This is a genomic window from Rhizobium oryziradicis (assembly GCF_001939045.1).
Classification (GTDB): domain Bacteria; phylum Pseudomonadota; class Alphaproteobacteria; order Rhizobiales; family Rhizobiaceae; genus Allorhizobium; species Allorhizobium oryziradicis.
Genome location: NZ_MKIM01000020.1, coordinates 195,020 through 216,419 on the forward strand (window position 1 = coordinate 195,020; position 21,400 = coordinate 216,419).

At 56.1% G+C, this 21,400-nt stretch carries 14 protein-coding genes; 4 read left to right on the forward strand and 10 right to left on the reverse strand.

Annotated elements, in window-relative coordinates; genetic code table 11:
- Window positions 1-68 precede the first annotated feature (68 nt).
- On the reverse strand, window positions 69-2,993 hold the full coding sequence (locus tag BJF95_RS02740) for an aminotransferase (protein ID WP_075637946.1): 2,925 nt from the start codon (window positions 2,991-2,993) through the stop codon (window positions 69-71).
- A gap of 291 nt (window positions 2,994-3,284) precedes the next feature.
- Entirely contained in the window at window positions 3,285-4,169 is an 885-nt protein-coding gene (purU, locus tag BJF95_RS02745; RefSeq protein WP_075637901.1) for a formyltetrahydrofolate deformylase, read from the reverse strand.
- Between the two features lie 569 nt (window positions 4,170-4,738).
- Here purU and BJF95_RS02755 point away from each other — a divergent pair.
- Window positions 4,739-5,815 carry a glycoside hydrolase family 5 protein gene (locus BJF95_RS02755; RefSeq protein WP_075637903.1) on the forward strand — a complete coding sequence of 359 codons (1,077 nt, stop codon included), beginning with the start codon at window positions 4,739-4,741 and terminating at the stop codon, window positions 5,813-5,815.
- On the opposite strand, the gene BJF95_RS02760 is transcribed toward BJF95_RS02755, so the two are convergent.
- Together BJF95_RS02760 and BJF95_RS02765 are read right to left on the reverse strand one after the other, a co-directional pair.
- Window positions 5,763-7,022 (reverse strand): hypothetical protein, encoded by a 1,260-nt coding sequence (locus BJF95_RS02760; protein WP_075637904.1) that lies wholly within the window; start codon window positions 7,020-7,022, stop codon window positions 5,763-5,765. The genes BJF95_RS02755 and BJF95_RS02760 overlap by 53 nt on opposite strands.
- The gene (locus tag BJF95_RS02765) at window positions 7,022-9,292 is read right to left on the reverse strand and encodes a GumC family protein (protein WP_175577185.1); all 2,271 of its coding nucleotides are present in this window, start codon (window positions 9,290-9,292) and stop codon (window positions 7,022-7,024) included. The genes BJF95_RS02760 and BJF95_RS02765 overlap by 1 nt, the downstream gene beginning before the upstream one ends.
- A 335-nt stretch (window positions 9,293-9,627) precedes the next feature.
- Here BJF95_RS02765 and BJF95_RS02770 point away from each other — a divergent pair, with 335 nt between their 5' ends.
- Entirely contained in the window at window positions 9,628-10,818 is a 1,191-nt protein-coding gene (locus BJF95_RS02770; protein WP_075637906.1) for a glycosyltransferase family 4 protein, read from the forward strand.
- On the opposite strand, the gene BJF95_RS02775 is transcribed toward BJF95_RS02770, so the two are convergent.
- Window positions 10,803-11,639, reverse strand: coding sequence for a glycosyltransferase family 2 protein (locus BJF95_RS02775; protein ID WP_075637947.1), 837 nt, complete (start codon window positions 11,637-11,639; stop codon window positions 10,803-10,805). The two genes, BJF95_RS02770 and BJF95_RS02775, sit on opposite strands and share 16 nt — an antisense overlap.
- Window positions 11,640-11,809: 170 nt before the next feature.
- Between BJF95_RS02775 and BJF95_RS02780 the strand changes: the two genes are divergently transcribed.
- Both BJF95_RS02780 and BJF95_RS02785 read left to right on the forward strand, forming a co-directional pair.
- Window positions 11,810-13,324, forward strand: a complete 1,515-nt coding sequence (locus BJF95_RS02780; protein ID WP_075637907.1) for an oligosaccharide flippase family protein — start codon at window positions 11,810-11,812, stop codon at window positions 13,322-13,324.
- A gap of 219 nt (window positions 13,325-13,543) precedes the next feature.
- Window positions 13,544-15,406, forward strand: a complete 1,863-nt coding sequence (locus tag BJF95_RS02785) for an alpha/beta fold hydrolase (protein WP_083638665.1) — start codon at window positions 13,544-13,546, stop codon at window positions 15,404-15,406.
- Here BJF95_RS02785 and BJF95_RS02790 read toward each other — a convergent pair.
- From BJF95_RS02790 to BJF95_RS02810, 5 genes are read right to left on the reverse strand one after another with little or no spacing between them, the layout of a single operon-like run.
- The gene (locus tag BJF95_RS02790) at window positions 15,396-17,846 is read right to left on the reverse strand and encodes a glycosyl hydrolase 2 galactose-binding domain-containing protein (RefSeq protein WP_075637908.1); all 2,451 of its coding nucleotides are present in this window, start codon (window positions 17,844-17,846) and stop codon (window positions 15,396-15,398) included. The genes BJF95_RS02785 and BJF95_RS02790 overlap by 11 nt on opposite strands.
- Before the next feature lie 21 nt (window positions 17,847-17,867).
- On the reverse strand, window positions 17,868-18,872 hold the full coding sequence (locus BJF95_RS02795) for a DUF1839 family protein (RefSeq protein WP_175577186.1): 1,005 nt from the start codon (window positions 18,870-18,872) through the stop codon (window positions 17,868-17,870).
- On the reverse strand, window positions 18,836-19,744 hold the full coding sequence (locus BJF95_RS02800) for an amino acid--[acyl-carrier-protein] ligase (protein WP_075637909.1): 909 nt from the start codon (window positions 19,742-19,744) through the stop codon (window positions 18,836-18,838). The genes BJF95_RS02795 and BJF95_RS02800 overlap by 37 nt, the downstream gene beginning before the upstream one ends.
- A gap of 4 nt (window positions 19,745-19,748) precedes the next feature.
- The gene (locus BJF95_RS02805) at window positions 19,749-20,921 is read right to left on the reverse strand and encodes an acyl-CoA dehydrogenase family protein (protein WP_075637910.1); all 1,173 of its coding nucleotides are present in this window, start codon (window positions 20,919-20,921) and stop codon (window positions 19,749-19,751) included.
- Window positions 20,921-21,172 (reverse strand): acyl carrier protein, encoded by a 252-nt coding sequence (locus BJF95_RS02810; RefSeq protein ID WP_075637911.1) that lies wholly within the window; start codon window positions 21,170-21,172, stop codon window positions 20,921-20,923. Before BJF95_RS02810 ends, BJF95_RS02805 begins: the two co-directional genes overlap by 1 nt.
- Between the last annotated feature and the right edge of the window lie 228 nt (window positions 21,173-21,400).

The window sequence follows — 21,400 nt, forward strand, 5'->3', positions numbered from 1 at the left end:
GGACTCCACTTTTCGGACCAAAGCTCCCGTTGGTGCCAATCCGTTCTGATTGGCACCGGCCTTCGTTGTCACCACCCTTCTGACAATACTTTGTCGAGCATGGCGACAAAAAAGTTGGCGCTTTCATAGTCCAGGCAAAGGGGCGGCTTGATTTTCAAGACATTCAAGTGGTCACCGGTTGGCTGCATGATAATGCCAAGATCCTGCAATCGTTCGCAAATGGCAGCAGTTTCGTGCGTGGCAGGCTCGCGGCTGTCGCGGTCACGCACGAATTCCAGTCCGAGATAAAGCCCCATGCCGTGAACAACCCCGACCAGGGGATGCTGGTTTGCAAGATCCTCAAGTTTTCCCTTCAGAAAATCGCCGACCTCGCGGGCATTCTCCATCAGATTTTCATCACGCATAATCTCCAGCACCGTCATGCCGATGACGCAGCTCACGGGGCTGCCGCCGGAAGACGAGAAGAAATAGCCATCCTGTTCAAAGGCTTCGGCCACGGCCCGGCTGGTGATGACGGCCCCCAGCGGCTGGCCATTGCCCATGCCCTTGGCAATGGTGATAATATCCGGCACCACGCCTTGTTCTTCAAAGCCCCAGAAATAATGGCCCAGGCGGCCATAGCCCACCTGCACCTCATCAGCGATGCAAATCCCGCCGCGCGCGCGGACCATGGCATAAACCGCTTGCAAGTATCCCGGCGGCAGCAAAATGCCACCGGCATTGCCAAACACACTCTCGGCAATGAACCCGGCGAGGCCTTCGCCGCGCTCATCCATTGCCACAAGGGCGCGCTCGACAGCCGCCACATAGGCGTCGGTGCTCTCCGGTCCTCGATATTCGCCGCGATAGGTGTTGGGCGCGGTCACGGGATGCACCCATGACGGCCGCGTTTCCAGTGCGCGGGGGTTATCGGCAATCGAGGTGGATACGGCATCGCTGGCCATGGTCCAGCCGTGATAGGCTTCCAGAAGGCTGACAATATTGCGCTTGCCGCTTGCTGCCCAGGCAAGCCGGATGGCCAGATCAACCGCCTCAGAGCCGCTGTTGACCAGAAAAACAGTGTCCAATCCTTCCGGGGCAAGACTTGCGAGTTGCTCGGAGAAATCGGCCACCGCTTGATAGTGGAAGCGCGAATTGGTGTTCAGCAGCGACCATTGCTTTTTGGCAGCCATGGCAAGCCTAGGGTGGCCGTGGCCTACGGTTGCGACATTATTGACCATGTCCAGATAGGCGCGGCCGGTTGTGTCAAACAAGTGCTCGCGATAGCCGCGCTCAATCTGCGGCGGGTTGGCATAATAGTGCTTTTGCGGGCTGGCAAAATGGCGTTGACGGCGCTTGAGGGCAATGTCTGTCTGCACAGGGGCGGCATCAAGATCAACGCCAAACAAGGCTGCCGGGGAGGGGCAGATCCGCTGCCAGGCAAAGGCATGATCGGGCCGCGCAAACAAAGGCGGCATCAGATCAAGATCACGGCAGAGCTGCAGGCGAAGGCCGCCGACAGAGCCTTCTGCGCCGGCAATACGGCCAAGCGCGTCGCCTGCCTTGAGCTCGGTACCATCATCCAGTTGGCACTCCAGCCCATGGATATGCAAGGCAAGATCGGCCCCGACCAGAATGAAGTGCTGGTTGGTGCGTTTCAACAGGCAGTCAAAGGGTACGACGGCCTGGGCGGCGGCTGGCAAGCAGGCATCAATATGCAGCGGAAAATTTGCTGGCGGGCGCGGCGACAGCAGGCGCGTATAGGAGAGGCGGTGCTCCCCATAGCGGGTCGAGGCCGAGCCGGTATCGCTTGCCGCCTTTGCCAGCAACTTCCAATCGATCTGTGGATCAGCCCAATTGTCTTCTTCCAGATCGGGGCTTGTCGTGGACAGGTCGGTGAGATTGATGGATTCGGGAGCGATATCCGGCAGAAGCCGTCCCAGAACAGGGTGTTCCTTTGGCCATTGATGGCCAAGAGCAGACAGAATGGCCACTTCCATGACGGAAAAAGGAACAGATGTTGCGAGGGTAAAAATTTCCCGCTCATGTTCCAGATTGTTGGAAACATAGTCATTGTCAGGATCGATTTGCAATTGCTGTTCGCTGCTGGCAACCAGCACACCGGCGCGGGCCACCACCAGCGGCCAGAGCGCTTTAATCTCGGCCTCGTTGAGCGGAAAAACGGCGTGGAAAGCCTGTATGGCAGGCAGGATCGCAAAGACATTGCCATCCGTATGATGCAGCAAGGATGAGCAGGTCACAGCCAGATCGCCAATCAGCCAGCCGGAAATAAGATCGCCGAAATCTATCACGCCATTGGGAACAAGGCGCCCCTCGGCGTCCAATTCCCCGACAATATTGTCGTCGGTCAGATCGTGATGAACGGCCTGAACGCGCAAATCGTCCATAAGAGGATTGATGTAGCGCATGGATAGAACCATGGCTTTGGCGACGTCGTCGCGGCGTTTCTGCTCGTTTACCGACGACAGAAGATGCAAGGCAACGGGGCCTGCGCGCCGCAAATCCCATTGCAGATCACGTTCCAGACCCGCATGTTCGAAATTGCTGAGCGCAAGTGCGACCTGTGCTGATAGCGTACCAATCGCATGCATGGTTGTCGGGGAGAAATAGTTCCGGCTGCTGAGCGGCAGCCCGTCCAGATAGGTCAGCACACGGGCGTTATACTGTTCATCACCCAAGGTGACTGGAAGCACCTCTTCACCGGTGAGCGCGCAGACCGGTTGCGGTGTTTTCCATGGATATTCGGATTTGGCGAGATGACGCATCGCGGCATTCTGTGCTTCCAGCTCAAGTGTCGCATATTCGACGCGCGCGATTTTCAGCACAAAGCGACCGGCTTCGGTTTCAATGCGGAAATTGCGATCCTGTTGGCTGCCGAGTTCCTTGATGGAGCCTTCAAGGCCATAATGCTGTTTGAGCAAAGCGGCGGCATCATTCAGTGATGCCAGAGGACGCGCAAGTTCGGTGCGTTGAAACAAAACGGTATTCGGCATCAGAGCGGCCTCCACACTGGCTTCTTTTGCTGTCGTTTGTCAGGCAAAGCCGGTGCCCGTTTTTCTGACAAACGCGAGATCAATTTCACGGGAGAGTATCAGAGTGATAGCAGGCGTCTACAGCGCCATGCACCTTATATGGTGCACACGCGCGCGCTGTAGCACTTTAAAACTTCAGCATTATTCTGTCTCGCACCGGTCTTGCCCCACCCCATCTTACAGCATGGTGGAGCTGGAAATACCAGCAGCAATAAGCGCCTGAATTGTGACTGCGGCTAAGATTATGCTTTATTAGCCCATTCTTTCAGATGCATAAGAGCCGGGGCTGGCCGGGAAAACCACTGTTCTATTGCCGTTGATAAAGGTGCGATGATGGATATGGGCGTGAATAGCCCGCGCCAGAACCTGACTTTCGACATCGCGACCGATGGAAACATAGTCTTCAGCGCTTTGTGCGTGGGTGATTCGGGCAACGTCCTGCTCGATGATCGGACCTTCATCAAGATCGGCTGTGACGTAATGGGCGGTTGCGCCGATCAGCTTTACGCCGCGCTCATAGGCCTGCTTGTAAGGGTTGGCCCCTTTGAAGCTTGGCAGAAAAGAGTGGTGGATGTTGATGATGCGGCCCGACATGTGCTTGCACAAATTGTCTGACAAAACCTGCATGTAACGTGCCAGCACGATCAACTCGGTGCCGCTCTGCTTGACCAGTTCCAGCAGCTTGGCCTCGGCTTCCGGCTTGTTTTCCTTGGTGACTTTGATGTGGTGAAACGGAATGTCATGATTGACCACCACTTTCTGGTAATCAAAATGGTTGGAAACAACACCAACAATATCGATGGGCAGAGCGCCGATTTTCCAGCGATAGAGCAAATCGTTCAGGCAGTGACCAAAGCGCGACACCATCAGCAACACTTTCATGCGCTGGGCATCATCGTAGAATTCTGTATGCATTTTGTAGCGCTCGGCAATCGGGGTTAAGCCCGCTTCCAGCTGCTCGCGGCGAACACCTTCTTCCGAGATGAAGCTGATGCGCATGAAGAATTTTCCGGTGCCAAGGTCATCGAACTGCGAACTATCGATGATATTGCAGCCATTTTCAGCCAGATAGCTGGAAAGGGCGGCAACAATGCCGCGAGATGATGTGCAGGATACGGTCAAAACATATGTCGACATCTGGTGTTTCCTCTCTCTAGCCGAGTTTTTCGGCCCGCTTCTTTCCTCAAGGAGTGAACCATGTATCTCATGACTTCTCCTGAAATGTATACATTTATATGTAAGCCTGATCGAACTGCAAAGCGCAATCGTGTCATTCAAAGCGGCCTGGGCTCTATGTGGCGCTCAAAGTTTCGCTCTCGCTCTATAAATGTTGCATCATTCTTTAAGCCGATTCCGGTTTGAAGAACTACGCAATAGCGCACCTATGCGCTCTGACACGCTTCGTAAAGCGGCGCGCCAAGCCGCAGATGAAATAATTTCGCGCTCGTTCTCCCGCACGCTATACGCCATGCGCCAGCGTGCATCGCTTCAAACGGAGGCTGAAGCCGCGTTTGGATCGATGCATGAACAAAAGACTGGCGTGCGAAAGTATAAAGGACGTGAATGCGTCAAAACACGCGTATCCTTGATCAATCCGCCGCCTTGTTCAGCAATTGTGAAGTCAATTTAGAGTTTTACAGTGCCGTGTGTGCGTTTTATAAGACGCTTGGCGCTGGAGCGTGCCGTGTCAATAAGAGGGCATGCCTATGGCGACAAGCAAAAAGCGACGGCTCAAGCATTTTCTTCGTCGGGTGATGGCGGGGGCTTGCATGGCGGCGCTGTCTGTTCTGCCCGCACACGCGGGGCAGGGGTGCTTTCGGGGCATTAATCTTTCCGGTGCCGAGTTTGGAAAATTGGGCGGCGTGGTCAATAAGGATTACACCTATCCCGGCGATGCAACCATCCAGTATTTTGCCGAAAAAGGGTTCACCTCGGTGCGCCTGCCTTTCAAGTGGGAACGTCTTCAGCTAAACGCCAAGAGCGCGTTGCGTTCTGATGAGCTTAAGCTTTTGGATGATGCGGTGTCGCGCATAAAAGCGGCTGGCATGAATGTGGTGCTCGATCCGCATAATTTTGGCCAATATAGAGGCAAGTTCGTCAACACGGCAGAGGTGCCTGTGGATGTTCTTGCCAATTTCTGGGGCCAGTTGGCCCACCACTATGCCAATGACCCGGCTATCGTTTTTGGTTTGATGAACGAGCCATTTGATATGCCCGCGACGCAATGGTTGCCGGTGGCCAATGCGGCCATTGCCGCGATCCGCAAGGCTGGTGCCAAAAATCTGGTGCTGGTGCCGGGTGTTTCGTGGACCGGTGCTCATAGCTGGCAAAAGGATATGCCCGGCGGTGCCAACAGTGTGGTCATGCTGGGTGTGGCCGATCCTGATAACAATTACGCTTATGAAGTTCATCAATATTTCGATGCGGATTTTTCCGGCACCAAAGCGGAATGCAGCGGTGCCGCTGCTGCGATTTCTGGTGTTGAAAATGTCACCAAATGGCTGAGAGCCAATGGCAAGCGCGGCTATCTCGGTGAGTTTGGCGCAAGCGGCGATCCCGCCTGCGTCAAGGCCATCAAAGAGATGACCGGTGTGGTGGAGGCCAATCGCGATCTCTGGGTTGGTTGGGCCTATTGGGTGGCGGGGGATTGGTGGTCGCCAAAAGAGCCGTTGAATATTCAGCCAGGCCCTGCGGGCGATCGTCCACAACTGGCGGGCTTGAAACCCTATCTCATGGATTTTTCGGCGTCTTCCTCGACGTGTCCGGCGCTGGAGAAATTCTAGAGTTTGTCAGTGTAGCCCACGCCGCAACATCGGATGTGCCGATTAAAAACCACATCAGAGCGGCTGTTTTGATGGAGTAGAAGGAGTTGCTGATCAGCATCAGCAGCACCAGATAGACAATCATCATGCCTCGAAACACCCAGGCTTTGGCATCGAACATCGGCGAGAGCACAAAGGCGGCCCACAGGCCGATAAAGCCAAAGAGGCCAAAATTGGTGAGGGTGTAGGAAATGCCCGAATCTGCGGTGAAAATATCGGTGGCCTTTGAGCCCAGCACCACCTGAAAATCGAGATGATTGAGAATGGCAGCAGTGACTTTAAGACGGCCTGAGGCGTCATTGGGGCCGCCTGCTGCACCAATCATCATGCCATAGGCGGCAATGCCGGCCAGCAGGATAAAGGGCAGCACTAGCCAGACCGTTTTGGGAATGAAACGATAGACGGGCAAAAGGGCTGTGATGACAATGCAGGTGAAAAAGCCAAAACGGGCATCGGCCAGCACAATGCCGATTGCAGCCAGCGCGATGACCAGAAAACGCCATCGCATGCCGGGCCGAAACAGCGCCCAGGCGTAAATGATAACGCCAAAATTGCCGGCAGAGACCGGCTCCAGAAACACCGAGGAAACGCGATGCGCGCCTAAAAAGGGCAGGAGTGTGCGGGGTTCGGGCCGAATGCCGGAAATGAACAGGCCACGGGTTTGGCCAAAGCTGTCTTGCAGGCTCACGGTGCCACGCGCAATGTAATAGCCAAGCACGTTGAAATAATCGAGGTAGCTGTCCAGTGCCAGGTATTCGTAAAGGCCAAAGAGCAGCACGATCAGAGCGGAGGCGACCACCAGTCGATCGGTGAGGCGCACATCGCCCAGCTTGCGACCCATGAAATAGAAGCCAATGGGAATGAACACATCGCGCAGTGCCTTGAGATCAAGCTCGCCGCGCAAGGAAAAAATCATCAGCATATAGGTGATGAAAACGGTGAGTGTGATGTAGACGCCGATGCGCCGATCGGCTGCCAGAAGAAAAGCCGAGCCCAGCATGGTCATTTCACCCAGAATCACATGGGTGTCGCTGACCGGCATGATGCGGGTGTTGACGAAGCACAAAAACAGATTGAGCACCAGACCGCCAATGATGGCAAAAGACGCAAGACCTGATTGAAACAGGCTGGTTTGCGCGACGTGCTCTGACGACGTCCCGGCCGTCATCAGGCGGCCTCAAGCAGAATGCGACCCAGGATTTTATGAGCATCATCGCCCAGTGTCTTCAGGTTTTGGTCGAACGCCGCCGCCACGTCTGCCGTGTGATCGGTGGTCAGCAGCAGGATGATGTCGGTTTCAGCAGCAATTGCCTGCTGGTGCAGGGCGGGCTCGGTGCCGCAGGCATTGATGATGATGAAATCGGTGAGTTGCTGCTGGTTTTTTTCCACAAAACGCGAATAGGTGGGGCGTGCATAAGGCGTGCTGGAAGCTGAGGTCGGGCGGGTTTGCACAGATTGCGTCCGCGGCAAAGACAGCCGCTCATACCGCAGGGTCTGCGGCAAAGGCGCATAGGGTGCGTCGTCGCCATCCACCTGATGCAATGCCGTGATCAGGCTTGGCCTGCCTTTGGCGGCTGATGAGGTGGCGCGCGCAGATGAGCGCAAAGATTGCAGCGCACCTGAGGCAAGCAGCACACCACGGTCGCGATCAATCAGCTTTTGCACGACGTCACCGATGAATGCGGATGCGGCCGGATGTCCGGCTGCGATGAAGGCAATGCTGATGCGGCCATGGCCTTCGCCACAATCGAGCAAAAAGCGCGTGGTGCTGGCGACAGCGTGGTCATAGGCCAGGCGATTGGGGGCCGGATGATCGGGGGTAAAATGGCCCGTAGGCTTGGTCCTCAACGTCCCATCTGTAGACGCAATCGGAGAGACAAACCGTTTGCCGATGGCTTTGATCCAGGTCATCGGCGAACTGCGTTCTGGTCGGATCTGCGCGCGCCCATCGGCAATAATGGGAATATCCGAAATTGCCAGAGCAGGAGGTGGCGGCGGTCCATCCGCTTTGATCGGCCTTTCATCGAAAGCGGGTGCGATGTCCGGTGCGGTGAAGGCCTTGGCTTGGGGCTGCGGCGTGTCCCTCGGCTGCGCTGGTTGCGCAAGCGCTTGCTGCGGTGTGCTGCGGTGTGAGGAGAGCATTTCGCGCAAGATGGCAAGGGCGCTGCCGAAGGCCAGGCCAAACAGGGTGGCGGCCACCAGGATCATGATTTTCAGCACCGTGACCGACTTTTTGACGGCGATGGCCGGGGTGATAATACGCGAATTGTTGATGGAGATCGTCTGCTCCTGGCTCAACTCTTCGGCGCGGTTGAGGAAGGCCTTGTAAATGGTGCGCACGGCATCGGCTTCGCTTTCCAGTTGCCGCAGCTTGATTTGTCGCGCGCCGCTATCAAAACTGCTCTGCGTCAAGCTTTTCAGGCGTTCTTCGAGGGATTGGCGATTGGCAACCGCACGCTCATAGCTGGCCTTCACGGATTGGCGTAAGCGATCCAGTTCTTGCTGAATGGCGCGCTGCATGGCTGCGACCTGTGAATTGATGGCTTTAAGCTGGGGATGGTTGGCACCAAGGCTGGTCTGCGCCTCGGCCTGACGGTCCAGCAATTGCACATAACGATCGCGCAACAGGCCCATGGTGCTCGATTGCACGGCCTCGGGAATGCCGCCTGCCTGAACGGCGCTGAGGGTGAGATTGCGGGTCTGGTCGTAAATCGATTGCTGCTGCTCTTCAACGCCGCGGGCCGCGATCAGCTGTTGGTTCAGGCCAGCCAATTGCTGATCAATCACCAGCCCTGTACTGCCGGTGTTGGCCAAACCATTGGCGGATCTGAAGGTCTCAACCGCTGTTTCAGCCTTGCGGACACGGTCGCGCAATTCGCTGGCCTGTGCCTGAAACGCGTTGCTGGCCCGTCGTGCGGCGTCGGCGCGGGCTTCATCAAGCTGTTTCAGATAAACGGTTGCCACCATATTGGCGATATCGGCGGCACTTTTGGCCACAGGATGGTCGACCGTGATCGACATGATCAGTGACTGGCCTTCACGCTCAACCTTGATGTGTTTGATCAGCGCCGCCATGGTGGCATCCAAAATGGTGTCCTTATCCACAAGCGCAGACGGCTGGGGAGCCTTGAAAAACGGATCCTGCGTCAAATCCAGCCGATTGATGACTTCTGTGAGCACGGCACTTGAAAGCACCACATAGATCTGGCTGTCCAGACTGGCGGGATCAACCTGCACAGATGTGCCCGACGGGCGGCTGTCGCTGGCGCTGGCGGACAGGCCACGCGGGTCCAGCAAAATCTGGGTGGAGGATATGTAAACCGGCTTCAGGCTGAGCGCGTAGACCAGGGCAAGTGCTGCAAACACCACGGCACCGATGGCCAGATACTGCCAGCGCCGTCGCAAGATCCCGGGGATTTGAAAAATGTCGATATCCATTTTCATGCTCAGGACCAAGGAGGTCCGCCAGTTCGTCTCTCAAAGCCAAGCGCTTTTGAAGACGTGTTATAACGTCATGCGGTGCCGGACATGCTTAGGCCAACAATCGTTTCCTTTTTGTATGCGCATCGGATGTGTCCAAAAACCGGTTCTCGCTTCTTGGTCCGATACGTTAAAATGGCATGTTGTGGTTAACGAGATGTGATTTTGGCAAGTGTTAATAACGTTTCTTTACGAGTTTGTGCATTATTAGAACGGTTTTTCAGAAGTTGCTTTACCATTCTCTCAAGGCACTCTAACCAAGTGGTGGGGACATAACCAGCGGAGGTGTTCGGATGATCATCGGCGCACGTAAATCGGTCCAGGTGCCAGCACCACCTGCGGCACCGCTGATCGTTCAGGTGGTGCGTCAATACCCGCCCGCGCAGGGCGGCTTGGAAGATGTTGTCTCCAATCTCAGCCGTGCTCTTTGCGCACGCGGGTTTCGCGTGCGTGTTGTTACGCTTGATCGGGTGTTTTCCAACCCGGTGAGACAGCTTGTGGCATTTGAAGTGATTGATGGCGTCGAAGTTGTGCGCATTCCCTATCACGGCAGCAGTCGCTACCCCCTTGCTTTGTCTGTGTTTCGCCATCTGACGGATGCCGATCTTGTGCATGTGCATGGGGTGGATTTCTTCTTTGATGCGCTGGCGCTTGGCCGTTTCATGCATGGTGCGCCCATGGTTGCCACCACCCATGGCGGCTTTTTTCACACCCGCAAATATGCCCGGATCAAGAAAATCTGGTTTCAAACGCTGACACGGCTGTCGGCCAGCGCCTATGCTGCCATTGCCTGTTGCAGCGCCTCTGATCTTGCCTTGTTTCGCACCATCCAGCCAAAGCATTCCGTGCTGGTGGAAAACGGTGTTGATACCGAAAAATTCGCCAATCTCTCGTCGCGCACCCCCGTCAAGCGGATGATCACCATAGGCCGTTTTTCCGAAAACAAACGGCTGGATCGCATGCTGGAGATGATGGCGGCGCTGGTGGCGCACGATCCAGAATGGCGGCTGGATATTGCCGGGTCGCCGTCTGATCTCTCCGTCTCCGATGTTAACGCTTTGATTGATAAAAACGGCTTGCGCCAACATGTCAGCCTGCATGTCTCGGCGGACAATGACACGCTCAAGCACTTGATTTCGCAATCCTCGCTCTTTGCCTCGGCATCCGCCTATGAAGGGTTCGGGCTGGTGGCTGTTGAGGCCATGAGTGCCGGTCTCTTGCCGGTCTTGAACCAAAATGATGCCTATGCGGCGCTGGCCGCCAAGCACAAGGACATTCATCTGGCCGATTTTGCCAATCCGCAGGCCAGCGCCGATGACATCCTGCGTGCCTATGACGCGCTCTCAAACAATGCCAATCTGCGGCTCGATGTGCAGACCGCCACCCAAAGCTATTCGTGGGAGCGGGTGGCACAGCGCTATATTGAGCTTTACCGCAAGGCCTCGGGCGAGCGTGTTGTCTCGCCCGTTTACCAGCCCCAATAACCACGCCAGATGCCCGATAACCACGCCCATTTATACCGGGCTTCCCGGATATTCAGCCGGGCCAGCGCCAGACAGGAGCCAATCAACGGACGTGCGATGCGCCAGCCGAGATAGGGCAGGGAAAAGTGATGCTTGCGCAAAAGGGCACCAAAGCCTGCGCCATATTTCGCGGCGCGCTCTATCCGTTTTGGGTTGTCATGGGCAACCACTTGATCATGATGAACAATGAGCTGCGGAAAATACATGAGTTTTGCCCCATATGCGATTGCCCGCAACAGGATATCGGCCTCTTCGCCGCTTTGGAAAGGTGTTTGCGCACCAACGCCAAGCCGTTCATCAAAGCCACCAATGGAGGTTAGAAGACTTGCCTTGATGAAAATGCCGTTGGAATTGCCACAACTCAGAAAATTGTCGCGGGTAACCGTGCATTGGCTTTCGCCGGTCGGGCTGACAGAGGGACTGTTTTGCGCATCAAGCGTGCGGCCAGTGGCAATGTCTAGTCGTTGGTCATCGGTGAAAAGCCGGTGCACGTTGGATAGCGTGTCAGGCTCATACCAGCAATCATCATCGGGAAAAGCAAGGAACTCGGTATGCGCAGCACCTATGCCAACATTGCGTGCTTTTGACAGGCCTCGCTCGGCGCGAAGATGGCGAATAGGGAAATGGGCGCGAAAGGGCTCGATCAGCGACACCAGCCGGTCGTCCACGTTCTGGTCCACCAAGATCACCTCGAATTGGCGAAAACTTTGCTGCTGTAAGGATGCAAACAAACGTTTGATGTGGTCGTTTCGATCTACGGTGCAAACAATCAGGCTGAACACGCGGGCCTCATCTGGTTTTGTGTCGAAGATCCGCAAAGATCCATCTTTGTCTTCGCGGCATTATGCAGAACACATCTGATCGCCGCAGTGAGAAATGCTTGTTTATACCTGTGATGTTAAACCTCCTATAATGTGTCTTCGTCACGTGCACTTTGTCTAAGGGACTTTGAATGAATAAGGGCATTGTTGCCAATTCTGCCTTCAATGCGGCAGCGGGATTAACCTTGCTGGCCACCGGCTTTCTGTGTTCTATTTTTATAGCGCGGATGCTTGGGCCGGAGGCGAACGGCATTATTGCCTTTTCGGTGTGGCTTGCCGCCACGGCCGCACTGGTGGCAGAGCTTGGCACCGGCATTCTCCTGCTGCGTCTTCTGCCGCGTTTGCGCGCAGAGGGCTATAGCGATCAGGATCGAAAAGGCTTTGCCGCCTATCTGCTGTGGCCGGTTGTGGGCTCGACATTTTTGCTGCTGGCGCTGTATTTTCTGTTTTTTTGGGTGGCAGAAAACGAGCACTGGGCGCAGGCCAGCCCCGTGGTGCTGGTGATCACCGGCATTTTGTTTGTCACCCAATCGATTGGCATGTTTACCAAGAACTATCTGGTTGGCGAGCAACGGGTGGATATATTCTTTCGCATGACGCTGACGGCTGGCCTTTTGCAATTGGTGGGCGTGGTGGCGGGCGGTTTGATCTGGGGCATGGCCGGTGCCCTTGCAGGCTATGTGCTGGCCTATGTGTCGCAATTTCTGTTTGCGATGGGGCTTTTGCGCTATCGGGTCAAAACCTGCGGTATCGGGCCGCGTTATCTTGCAGGATCGTCCTTTATTCTATCGCTGGAATTCATGGTGGATTCGATTTTTCTCAATCGGATTGAGCTGTTTTTCCTGCAGCGCTATCACGGTGTGGAAACGGTGGGCTATTATGCGGTGGCGTTTTCGCTGGCCAATCTGGCACTGCAATTGCCCATTCAGCTGTCAGGTAGTCTGGTGCCCTATTATTCCGAGCATTTGCAGCGTGAGCCGAGCGGGCGTTTGCCCGTTGCCATGTTTTCGTCGGTGGTGCGAAGCCTTGCCTATTTCACCTTGCCGATGAGCTTTGGTTTGGCGGCCATTTCTCACCGGCTGGTGACAATGGTGTTTGGCGATGCATTTGCGCCCAGCGCATCCGTGCTTTCCATTCTGGCCCTCAGCGTGCCGCTGGTGGTGGCCTGTCAGGTGGGCACGCAATATATGTTTGCCATCGACAAGATCCGCGAGCGCCTGTTCGTTGGTCTGGGATGTGCCGTGATCATGGTGGGCGGTGATGTGGTGTTGATCCCCGGCTTTGCTGGCGAAGGGGCGGCCTTTGTGCGCATTCTGGTGTTTCTGGTCATGAGCATTGTCATGCTGCGGTGGATAAATTTTGAAGGCTCTCTTGCGCCTTTGGGCATCAGCCTGATCAAGGTCACCATTGCATCCGGGCTTTGTGCCGCTGCGGCTTTTGCCGTGCTTCAAAGTGTATCGGGTTTGGCGGGCTTACTGCTTGCCATCATTGCGGCGGTGGTTGCCTATCTTCTGGCGCTCAAACTGTTGCGCGTGGTGCCAATGGGCGATGTGGCGGTGATGTCGCGTCTGTCCAGTCGCTTGCCGCGCCGATTGGTGGGGCCGTTCAATTTTGTGTTGATGCAGCTTTCCAACGGAAAAGAATAGACGCTTACTATTGGATGTTGCACAAGGAAATTGTGCTGAACGCGCGTATGGGCGGACAGAATCCTCTGTGAACTGCAAGAATTACTGACGCAAGAAGGACTTAATACTAATTTTATTGGACGGCGATAAAGTCGATCCGTTTGCGAGACGTGTCTGGCACGGGAAAAATGTCCGGCCAAGGGGCATAACAATCGAGCTTGGTGTTTGAGGGGTGTATCGATGGCAAGTATAGCCGATAAGGCTGGTCTGGTCTTTGGCGAGCGGCACGATCCGCACCAAAAAGCCGCGGCTGCTCCGGTGAGCTTTGCCGGAACGTTTGGCCTCTTTCAAGCCGCCGATGGCTTTTCCTCCGGTGCGTGGCGCAATGCAGCTGTGCTGTTTGTGCCGCCGTGGGGCTTTGAAGAAATGTGCACCCACAAACTCTTTCGCATCATGGCAGAGGAGTTTGCAGCGGATGGGATTGCCAGCCTGCGGTTTGATTATCCGGGTACGGGTGATGCACTGGATGCGCCAAAGGGCGCGATCACGCTTGAGATCTGGCAAGAAACCGTGACGGCGGCGCTCACACTGTTGCGCGAAAAAGCAGGTGGCGTGCCGGTGATGCTGGTGGGCCACGGACTGGGTGCGTCGCTGGCGCTTCAGATGGCGCAGGCGCTTGATGCCGGGCAAGAGAACAGGCTTTGCGGTTTGGTGGCCATGGCACCGGTCGCGTCTGGTCGCGCTTACTTGCGGGAATTGCAGTTTTGGGCGCAAGTGATTGATGATGGCCTTAGCCTTGACCCTGCTTTGCGGCTGCATGGTGTGACAGCCATTGGCGGCCACATCATGCCAGAAGCGGTTGCGACTGCCTTGAAGAAAAGCGATTTTGCCAACGCCGTGCCGCATCATTCTATTCCCTATCTGCTTGTCAATCGACCTCAGCGGCCCGGCGACAAACTGCTGGCGGAGGCCTTGGCAAATAAGGGCGCGCGCGTGGAGATGCGCGATTACACGGGCTTTGAAGCCATGGTCGCCAACCCGTCGGTTGCGCAAATGCCCACCGAAACATTGGAGGCTGTTGTCAGCTGGGTGGTGTGCCGTGCCGCCGCTTTGGGCAAGCCTGAGGCAGTGGCGGCAGACGATATGCGCGATAGCGCGTCTTTAGAGACCGATGAATATCGGGAGACATCGATGCGCTTTGGGCGCAACAAAAGGCTGTATGGCATTTTGTGCGAGCCAAAGGCAGAGCGGCGTGGTGCTAGCGTGTTGCTGGTCGGCACCGCCTATGATCGCCATGCCGGATGGGGACGTTCCAACGTTGCCATGGCGCGCAGGCTGGCAGAGGCAGGCATTGCATCTTTTCGGTTTGATCCTGCCAATGTTGGCGATAGCCCGCCGGTGCCCGGTCTGCCGGAGCAGGTGCTGTATACTGACACCCAGTATGACGATGTGGAATCGGCGCTCAATATGTTTGAAGCGCGCCATCTGCTGCCCGCTGTGGCGGCAGGCCGGTGCAGCGGTGGCTATCTGGCCTTTTCCAGCAGCACAAAGGATCACCGTCTGGCGGGATTATGCCTTGCTAACGCTTACGCATTTTACTGGGATCCCGCCTGCGATGTGGATGGGGCTTTGCGCATGGTGCCGCGCTCGCTGGATACCTACACAAAGTTGATCTTCATGGGCAGCACCTTCCGGCGCTTGCTTCGGGGCGAGGTTGATGTGAAGAACGCCGCTCGCAACTTTGGCAGCGTGATGACTGGCCGCATTTTGACCGGCCTGCAATGTGGAAACTGGCTCACGCCCCGCGCCCGCATGGCCCACGCCCAGGTGCGCTCGGCCTTTGCAAGGCTGGCAAAGCGCAAGGTGAAGCTGGTGCTGCTCTATAGCGAAAATGATATTGGCTTAGAGCATCTCTATCAACATTTTGGTGCCAAGGGCCGGCGGTTGGCGCGCTATAGCAATGTCAAAATGGCAATTTTGCCCGGCATGGATCACAATCTCTCGCCGGCTTCCGCCCAGCAGCGCTATTTTGAAGAGATCCGCGATTTGGCTTTCAGCATCACTTCGAACAGATCCGATGCGCAACCAAAATCTAAAACCTGAAACGCTGGTCGGACCCCGCCGTGATAATCTCGCCTTGGGGCTTTTGCCCTTCAGTGAAAAGACGGATACGGCGTGGTTGGCCGGGTGCAAGATGGAAAAAATCATCCTCCGGCCGGCCGGTTTCAAGCGCAATATGCACCGATTGCGCCAGTTGGTCGGTCTCTAACGTTAAAAACCAGCCCGTGTCGTCTTGCATCAGCGTGGTGGTCATGCCTGCCGCATACATGGCGGCCTTTCGCCCTTGCGGGAAGTGAAAGGCCTGACTGACCACCTCGCCCGTATCGGCGTCACTTAACGTTGCCACTGTCACCGAATGGGCAGCAGGGCCGAAGCGATAGGCATAGGTGGTGTCAAAAAACGCCCCAAACAGCGTGGTGGCGGCTAAGGTCACGCTTGCGTGCGGCTCCAAAGTCATCGTGCGTTGGGCGCTTGCCACGGCTGTCTTGCCATCCCTCAAACAGGCAAGATCCAGCATCAAGGCCTTGGGTTGTGCCCCATCGTTTTGCAGATGCAGATCAAGGCCATTGGTGCCTTCATCGGTCATGGACACGCGAACCGGGGAAAAGGCGCGGCGTGCCGCATACCACACCGGCTTGGGCAATCGGGTGGAATCAATCAGGCCCCAGCCTGCGCCGGGCATGAGATCTTGAAACGTCCAGATCAGAGCGCCATTGCAGCTTGAACCTTTGCTCCGCCATTCGCTAAAGCTTTCTTCCAGCACTTCGCCTGTGACTGCGCGTGACAAGTGCAGATAGCGGGCCGGATTGTCTCGCCTCAGCCGGGCGGGATCAAGGTCATAGAGCAGGCCGAGATAATGGTCGCGGGTATCTTCAAAATCCCATGAGGCATGACGATCACGCGGCACGCGGGCTTTCCAGCGGGGGTCATGAACCGGCGGCACGGGCAGATGGTGATCCAGTGTTTTTTGCTGGGGCACTTGCGCAAAGGCAAGGCACTCTGCGGCAAAGCGCAGGTTAGCGCGCCGGGCATCTTCCAGCGGACGCTCATAGGCCCCGACGCCATAATAATGGCTGACCCCTTCATTGGGGGCAAAGGGCATGGCTCCACCCATGGGCGTGTTGTCAATGTACGGCACGTCGGGGCGTAGTGCTGTGCTGATCTCTTTCAGAAGCGAGGTGAAAAGCGTGCTTTTCCAAACCTCTTCTTTCAAACCCAGCATGGCAGCCTGCTGAAAAACCTCACTGCCGCCGCACAAAACCGCCATGGAGGGAGAGCCCTGCGATGCGCTTAAAAGCTGTTCTGCCTCGCAGCGCACATGGGCTTTGAAATCATCGTCACTGATCGGGTAATCAAAATTGGCAAAGATAAAATCCTGCCAGACCATCACCCCCAATTGATCGCAGAGTTTGAAAAAATCCGCGCTCTCATAGGTCATGGTGCCACCAATGCGGATCATGTTCATGCCGGAATTTGCCGCCAGCGCCAGCCATGGGGCGTAATCTTCGGCGGTGCCGGGCAGACGGGTGATGTCGGCATTGGTCCACACGGCACCACGGCAGAAGATTTTGACGCCGTTGACCATCAGCGCAAAATCCTTGCCATCATGGCCGCGATCAAGGCGGATGCGGCGAAAGCCGGTGAGGCCAAGCGCATAGGTCGTGCCATCCAGCGCGAGCGTCACCCCGTGGAGTGTGGGCTTGCCGTGTGTTGCTGGCCACCATGGGGTAATGGCAGGAAGCTCTAATCGCGCATTATAGCGGCCATTGGCCTGCTGCATGAGAGGGGTGCTGTATCCCGCGCAAGAAAGGCTCGCATTGTCCACCGGTGTGCTGAGCGTGAAGGACACATCCAAAAGCCCGGTGCCGTCTTCATCGAGATCGGCATGGATGCGCAGGTCGCTCAGCGCATATTGTTGTGCGCGGATCAGGCTGATGGGGCGATAGGGGCCAAGGGCGTGAATGTCCGGGCACCAACCGGGCATAGACCCCAATGGGGTGGTGCGCACCAGCCGAAGGCCTTGGCTCGACATCATCTGTGGTCGCCATTTTGCCCGCGGCCCACGCTTTTCCAGGTGAGGGGTGAGCGCGCGAAAGCAGATGGCGAGTTCATCCTCGCCCGTCAATTCCACCGCCACATCATGGGCTTCGAACATGCTTTTGCATGTCAAAACCAAAGCGCCGTTGAGATAGACATCGGCAATGGTGGCCAAGCCTTCAAAGCGTAAGATGGCCGGGCCGGGCGCTTCGCCGAGAAGGGGGCGGAAATACCATGCTTCTTTGCCATGCAGCGGCGTTGGATGGGCCGGATCAAACAGGCCTGCGTCATGCAAGGCTTCCGCCACGGTGCCAGGAACCGGCGCGCTGAGGCGCGCCAAGGCACGGTTGATACGGTCTGGTCCGTCAAAGGTGCCGGGCTCACAGAGCAGCAATGTCCAGCCTTGTTCCAGCGGGCGAGTGTCAGCATCCAGATAGGTGATCACGGCAGGTCTTATCCTTCACGCTCAGCCCATATTGGATTGCAGGCCAGTCATCAACCGATCCCACGCTTCAACCGCCGGATCAAGAGAGGTTTTCAACGGCTCGAACTTTTTGCGGGTGACGGCGCGGGCCAGCTGGAATTGCGCGGATTTCGCCACTTCCGAGATTTTCAGCGCATCCGCTATGGCCTGTTCAAAGCGCCCGTCGCCGTGTAACCAGCCAAGATGGCTGGCCAGCAGCTCGAAATTGGCCCCAAATTGCCGCAGCGTGTTGAAGGCATATTTGTGGAAAAAACCAAAGTCGCGTTCTGCCAAACCCTCAACATGCTGCGGAAACACCGAGGCAAAGGCCTTGAGGGGATTATCTGCCGGGCGGCGGGCAAAATGTTGGGCCAGTAATCGTTGCGCCACCTGCCGCTGGTGGTTTTCATCGGGGATTGTCGCCGGGAATTTGGCAAATTCGGTATAGGGCAAAAATGGCAAGGCATTGCTCGGCAGATTGTGTTGAAACACGCCGTCAAAGTCATCGCCCGATACGGTGAAGAAGCCGCCATTGTGGAAATAATCCATGGAGCGCCCCGCCAGATCAAGCCGGTTGATGCCCACCGTGGTTTTGCCATGCTCTGCGCGATAGCCCACGCCCTGGGTGTCGGGCAGATAGAAGCTGTCCATTTCCACCAGACACAAGCGGCCCCGGCTGATCTGCTCAACCACATGCCCATCAACGTCGTCAAAAATGGCAAGCTCGGTAACGCGAATGCCGTAAAGCGCTTCGAGATCCTCCAGCGGCACTTTGAAAAAGGTGAATTGATCCCCCTCAAAATCCTGTGTCAGGGTAAAGCCCAGCATAGCCTCGGGGCTTGCGCCCATTGAAGCCAGCACTTCGATCCACAGATCCACATAGCAATTGGTTTCCGGCCACATCCGCTCCATGGAATGCAATGGATGGGGGGTGTAATGGGTCGGATCGACCTTTAGCACCGTCTTCATCATCAACCCCAGAGCGCCTTGCGTACCTGTTCTGGCCATGTCTTCACATCCAGACCGTGGTGGTGGAACAGCGCAAGTGCTATGCGCTCCAAACCAAAGCCGACGCAAGCCGTGTGGGCCACCGCGCCATCTTCAAGGTTGAGGCCCCATTTTGCGCCAAAGGCATCCTGATGGTAATTGAAGCTCATGCAGGCGGTGGGGTTGCTGGTGGAGGTGATGGGAATCAGCAGCTCGAATTTCAGGTTCTGGTCGCGCTGGTTATTGGCCAGCATCTTGCCTGCCCGACCAAAGAACGGGTCATTGGCAACGTCGATTTCAACGGTGAGGCCAACCTCTTCCATCATTTTCAAGCCGCGATCCATCCATGTCTGGCGAAAATCGGTGACATGATCCTGTGTGCCCATGCAGACATATTCACGCATGCGAAACAGCTGCTGGCGGGCCGGGTCTTTGGATGGTTCATGGCGGAAGCAATAGGATTGCAGATCAAACAGCGCGCCAGAAGCCGCAATCGCGCCGCGCTTGGCAATGGTGGGATAGAGCGGATAGCAGGCGGCAGGGGTCAGCACGATATCGGTGATCTTTTGCTCTTTCGACCAGTCTTCGTCGGCATCCATGCATTTGAGCAGGCTCATATGGTCCAGCTCATTGCCGCAAAAGCTGTGCACGGTGCCTGCCAGCTGCGGAAAGCTTTTCATATAGCCGCTGGTTTCAAAATAGGCGCGGTTCATGCCCGGCGGAAAGCGAATGGCCTCGGCCCCATCTGCGCCGCCAAAGCGGTCAATCAGGCGCTCAAACGCAATAATCACGTCTTCAAACTGGCCGCTTCGGCCATAAAGCCCGTCCACGCCGGTGTCGATCAACAGGCCTGCATCAAACAGCCGGTCGAGAAAATTGGTTTGATTGGTCATCAGATTATCCCAGCAAGCGTGTGTCGAGTTTATGGACGAGAAGCATGGTCGAGGTATTGCCAAGAATACGGTCATTGGAAATCATCAACCGGGCCGAATGGGCATCGCGCAGGTGGCGGCCCAGACTGTAGGGCGTGCCATTTTTATAGCCCATGATGCCGCAGATCAGCATGGCCTGATTGATGATGTCGATAATGGTCTCGGAGGAGGCAATCTTGACATTGTTCATGGTTACCGAAAAACCGAAGCTCGATAGCTTGTCGCCATCCAGTTTGGCCTCTTCATAGGCGCTCAAGGCTGCGACCACATTGGAGCGCACCAATTGCAGCAGATTGGCCACTTCCGCCAAGCGCAATGCGCCCGGTGGCATTTGCCCTGCAGATTTCCGGGCAGCAGCGCGAACAAAGCTTTGCGCGCGCACCACGGCATCCACGGCGATGCCATACCACACGCCGCTCCACAAAATATGCGAGGCGGCCAGCATGGAATGGGCGGCAATTTCGGCAAAAGGTTTGGGCAGGATCTGGCAGGCCGGAGCCTCGCCCTTGAAGATAAAGCCATCGGAGCGGGTGCCGCGCATGCCCAGCGTGTCCCAATCCTGGGTTTTCTCAAGCGTATATTGGCCTTTGACAAACACCGTCATCACCTGATCAGAAGGGGCGGCATCCTTGTGGGCGCGCGAGGTGATCAGGATGGCGTCGGCGTATTGCGCGTAGGAAATAACAGTGGCGTCTTTTTCAAGCCTGCAGTTTTCGCCATCCACCTCGATGGCGCAAATGGAATTGCGCAAATTGCCACCAATGCCGCCCTCTGTGGTGGCCGAGGCCAGCAGCAATTGTTCGCTTGCGACGCGCTTCATAAAGGCGGTTTGCCATGGATTGCCTTCGGCATGTTCCACAAGGCTGGAACATTTGATGTGGTGCATGGCAAAAATCATCGCAGAGGAGGCGCAGGCCTGACCCAGCGTGGTGCAGATTTCGGCAATTTGGGCAAAGCTTGCCGCTTCTCCGCCCAGATCGAGCGGAATCTGAATGCCCAGAAGCCTTTGCGCGCGCATGGTATCTATGGCTTCTTGCGGAAAACGGCCTTGGCGATCAACATCATCGGCAAATTGACCAGCAACCTTGGCGACCAAGCTGGCGCGCTCACTTAAAGTCAAGGCGAGGGGGGCGTTCATCACGCCACTTTCTGATCTTTAAGAATGTCGCTGACGGTGCGTTCAATCGCGTCAATGCTGGCAAAGGATTTGCGGTTCAGCAAATGATCGGGAAATTCAATGTCGAAAGCCTCTTCAATGGCCAGCATCAGCTGCACCGAGGCAAAGGACGTCAGACCCAGTGCGTAAAGGTCGGCATCCGTAGCGATCTCCGCAGGTGCCGTCCCCAAACCGCCCACCTTGCCAAGGATCGTCCGAATTGTTTCAATCATGTCTTATCCCTCATTTTGTTTCTGTCGCAAGGCGCAGAAGCCGTGCCTCCACCACCGCAGAAAATTCAATCAGAAACTGACTACACTCTGGTGAATAACAATTATAAGTCGATTTCCAAGAGTGTATCACGTATTCAAATTTTAGCACATGAGCGTTTATTCGAAAAAAGTGGCGACAGACTCAATCGTTCCTTTGTTTGAGTTTGCCTGATCAGAAAAACCGGGTTC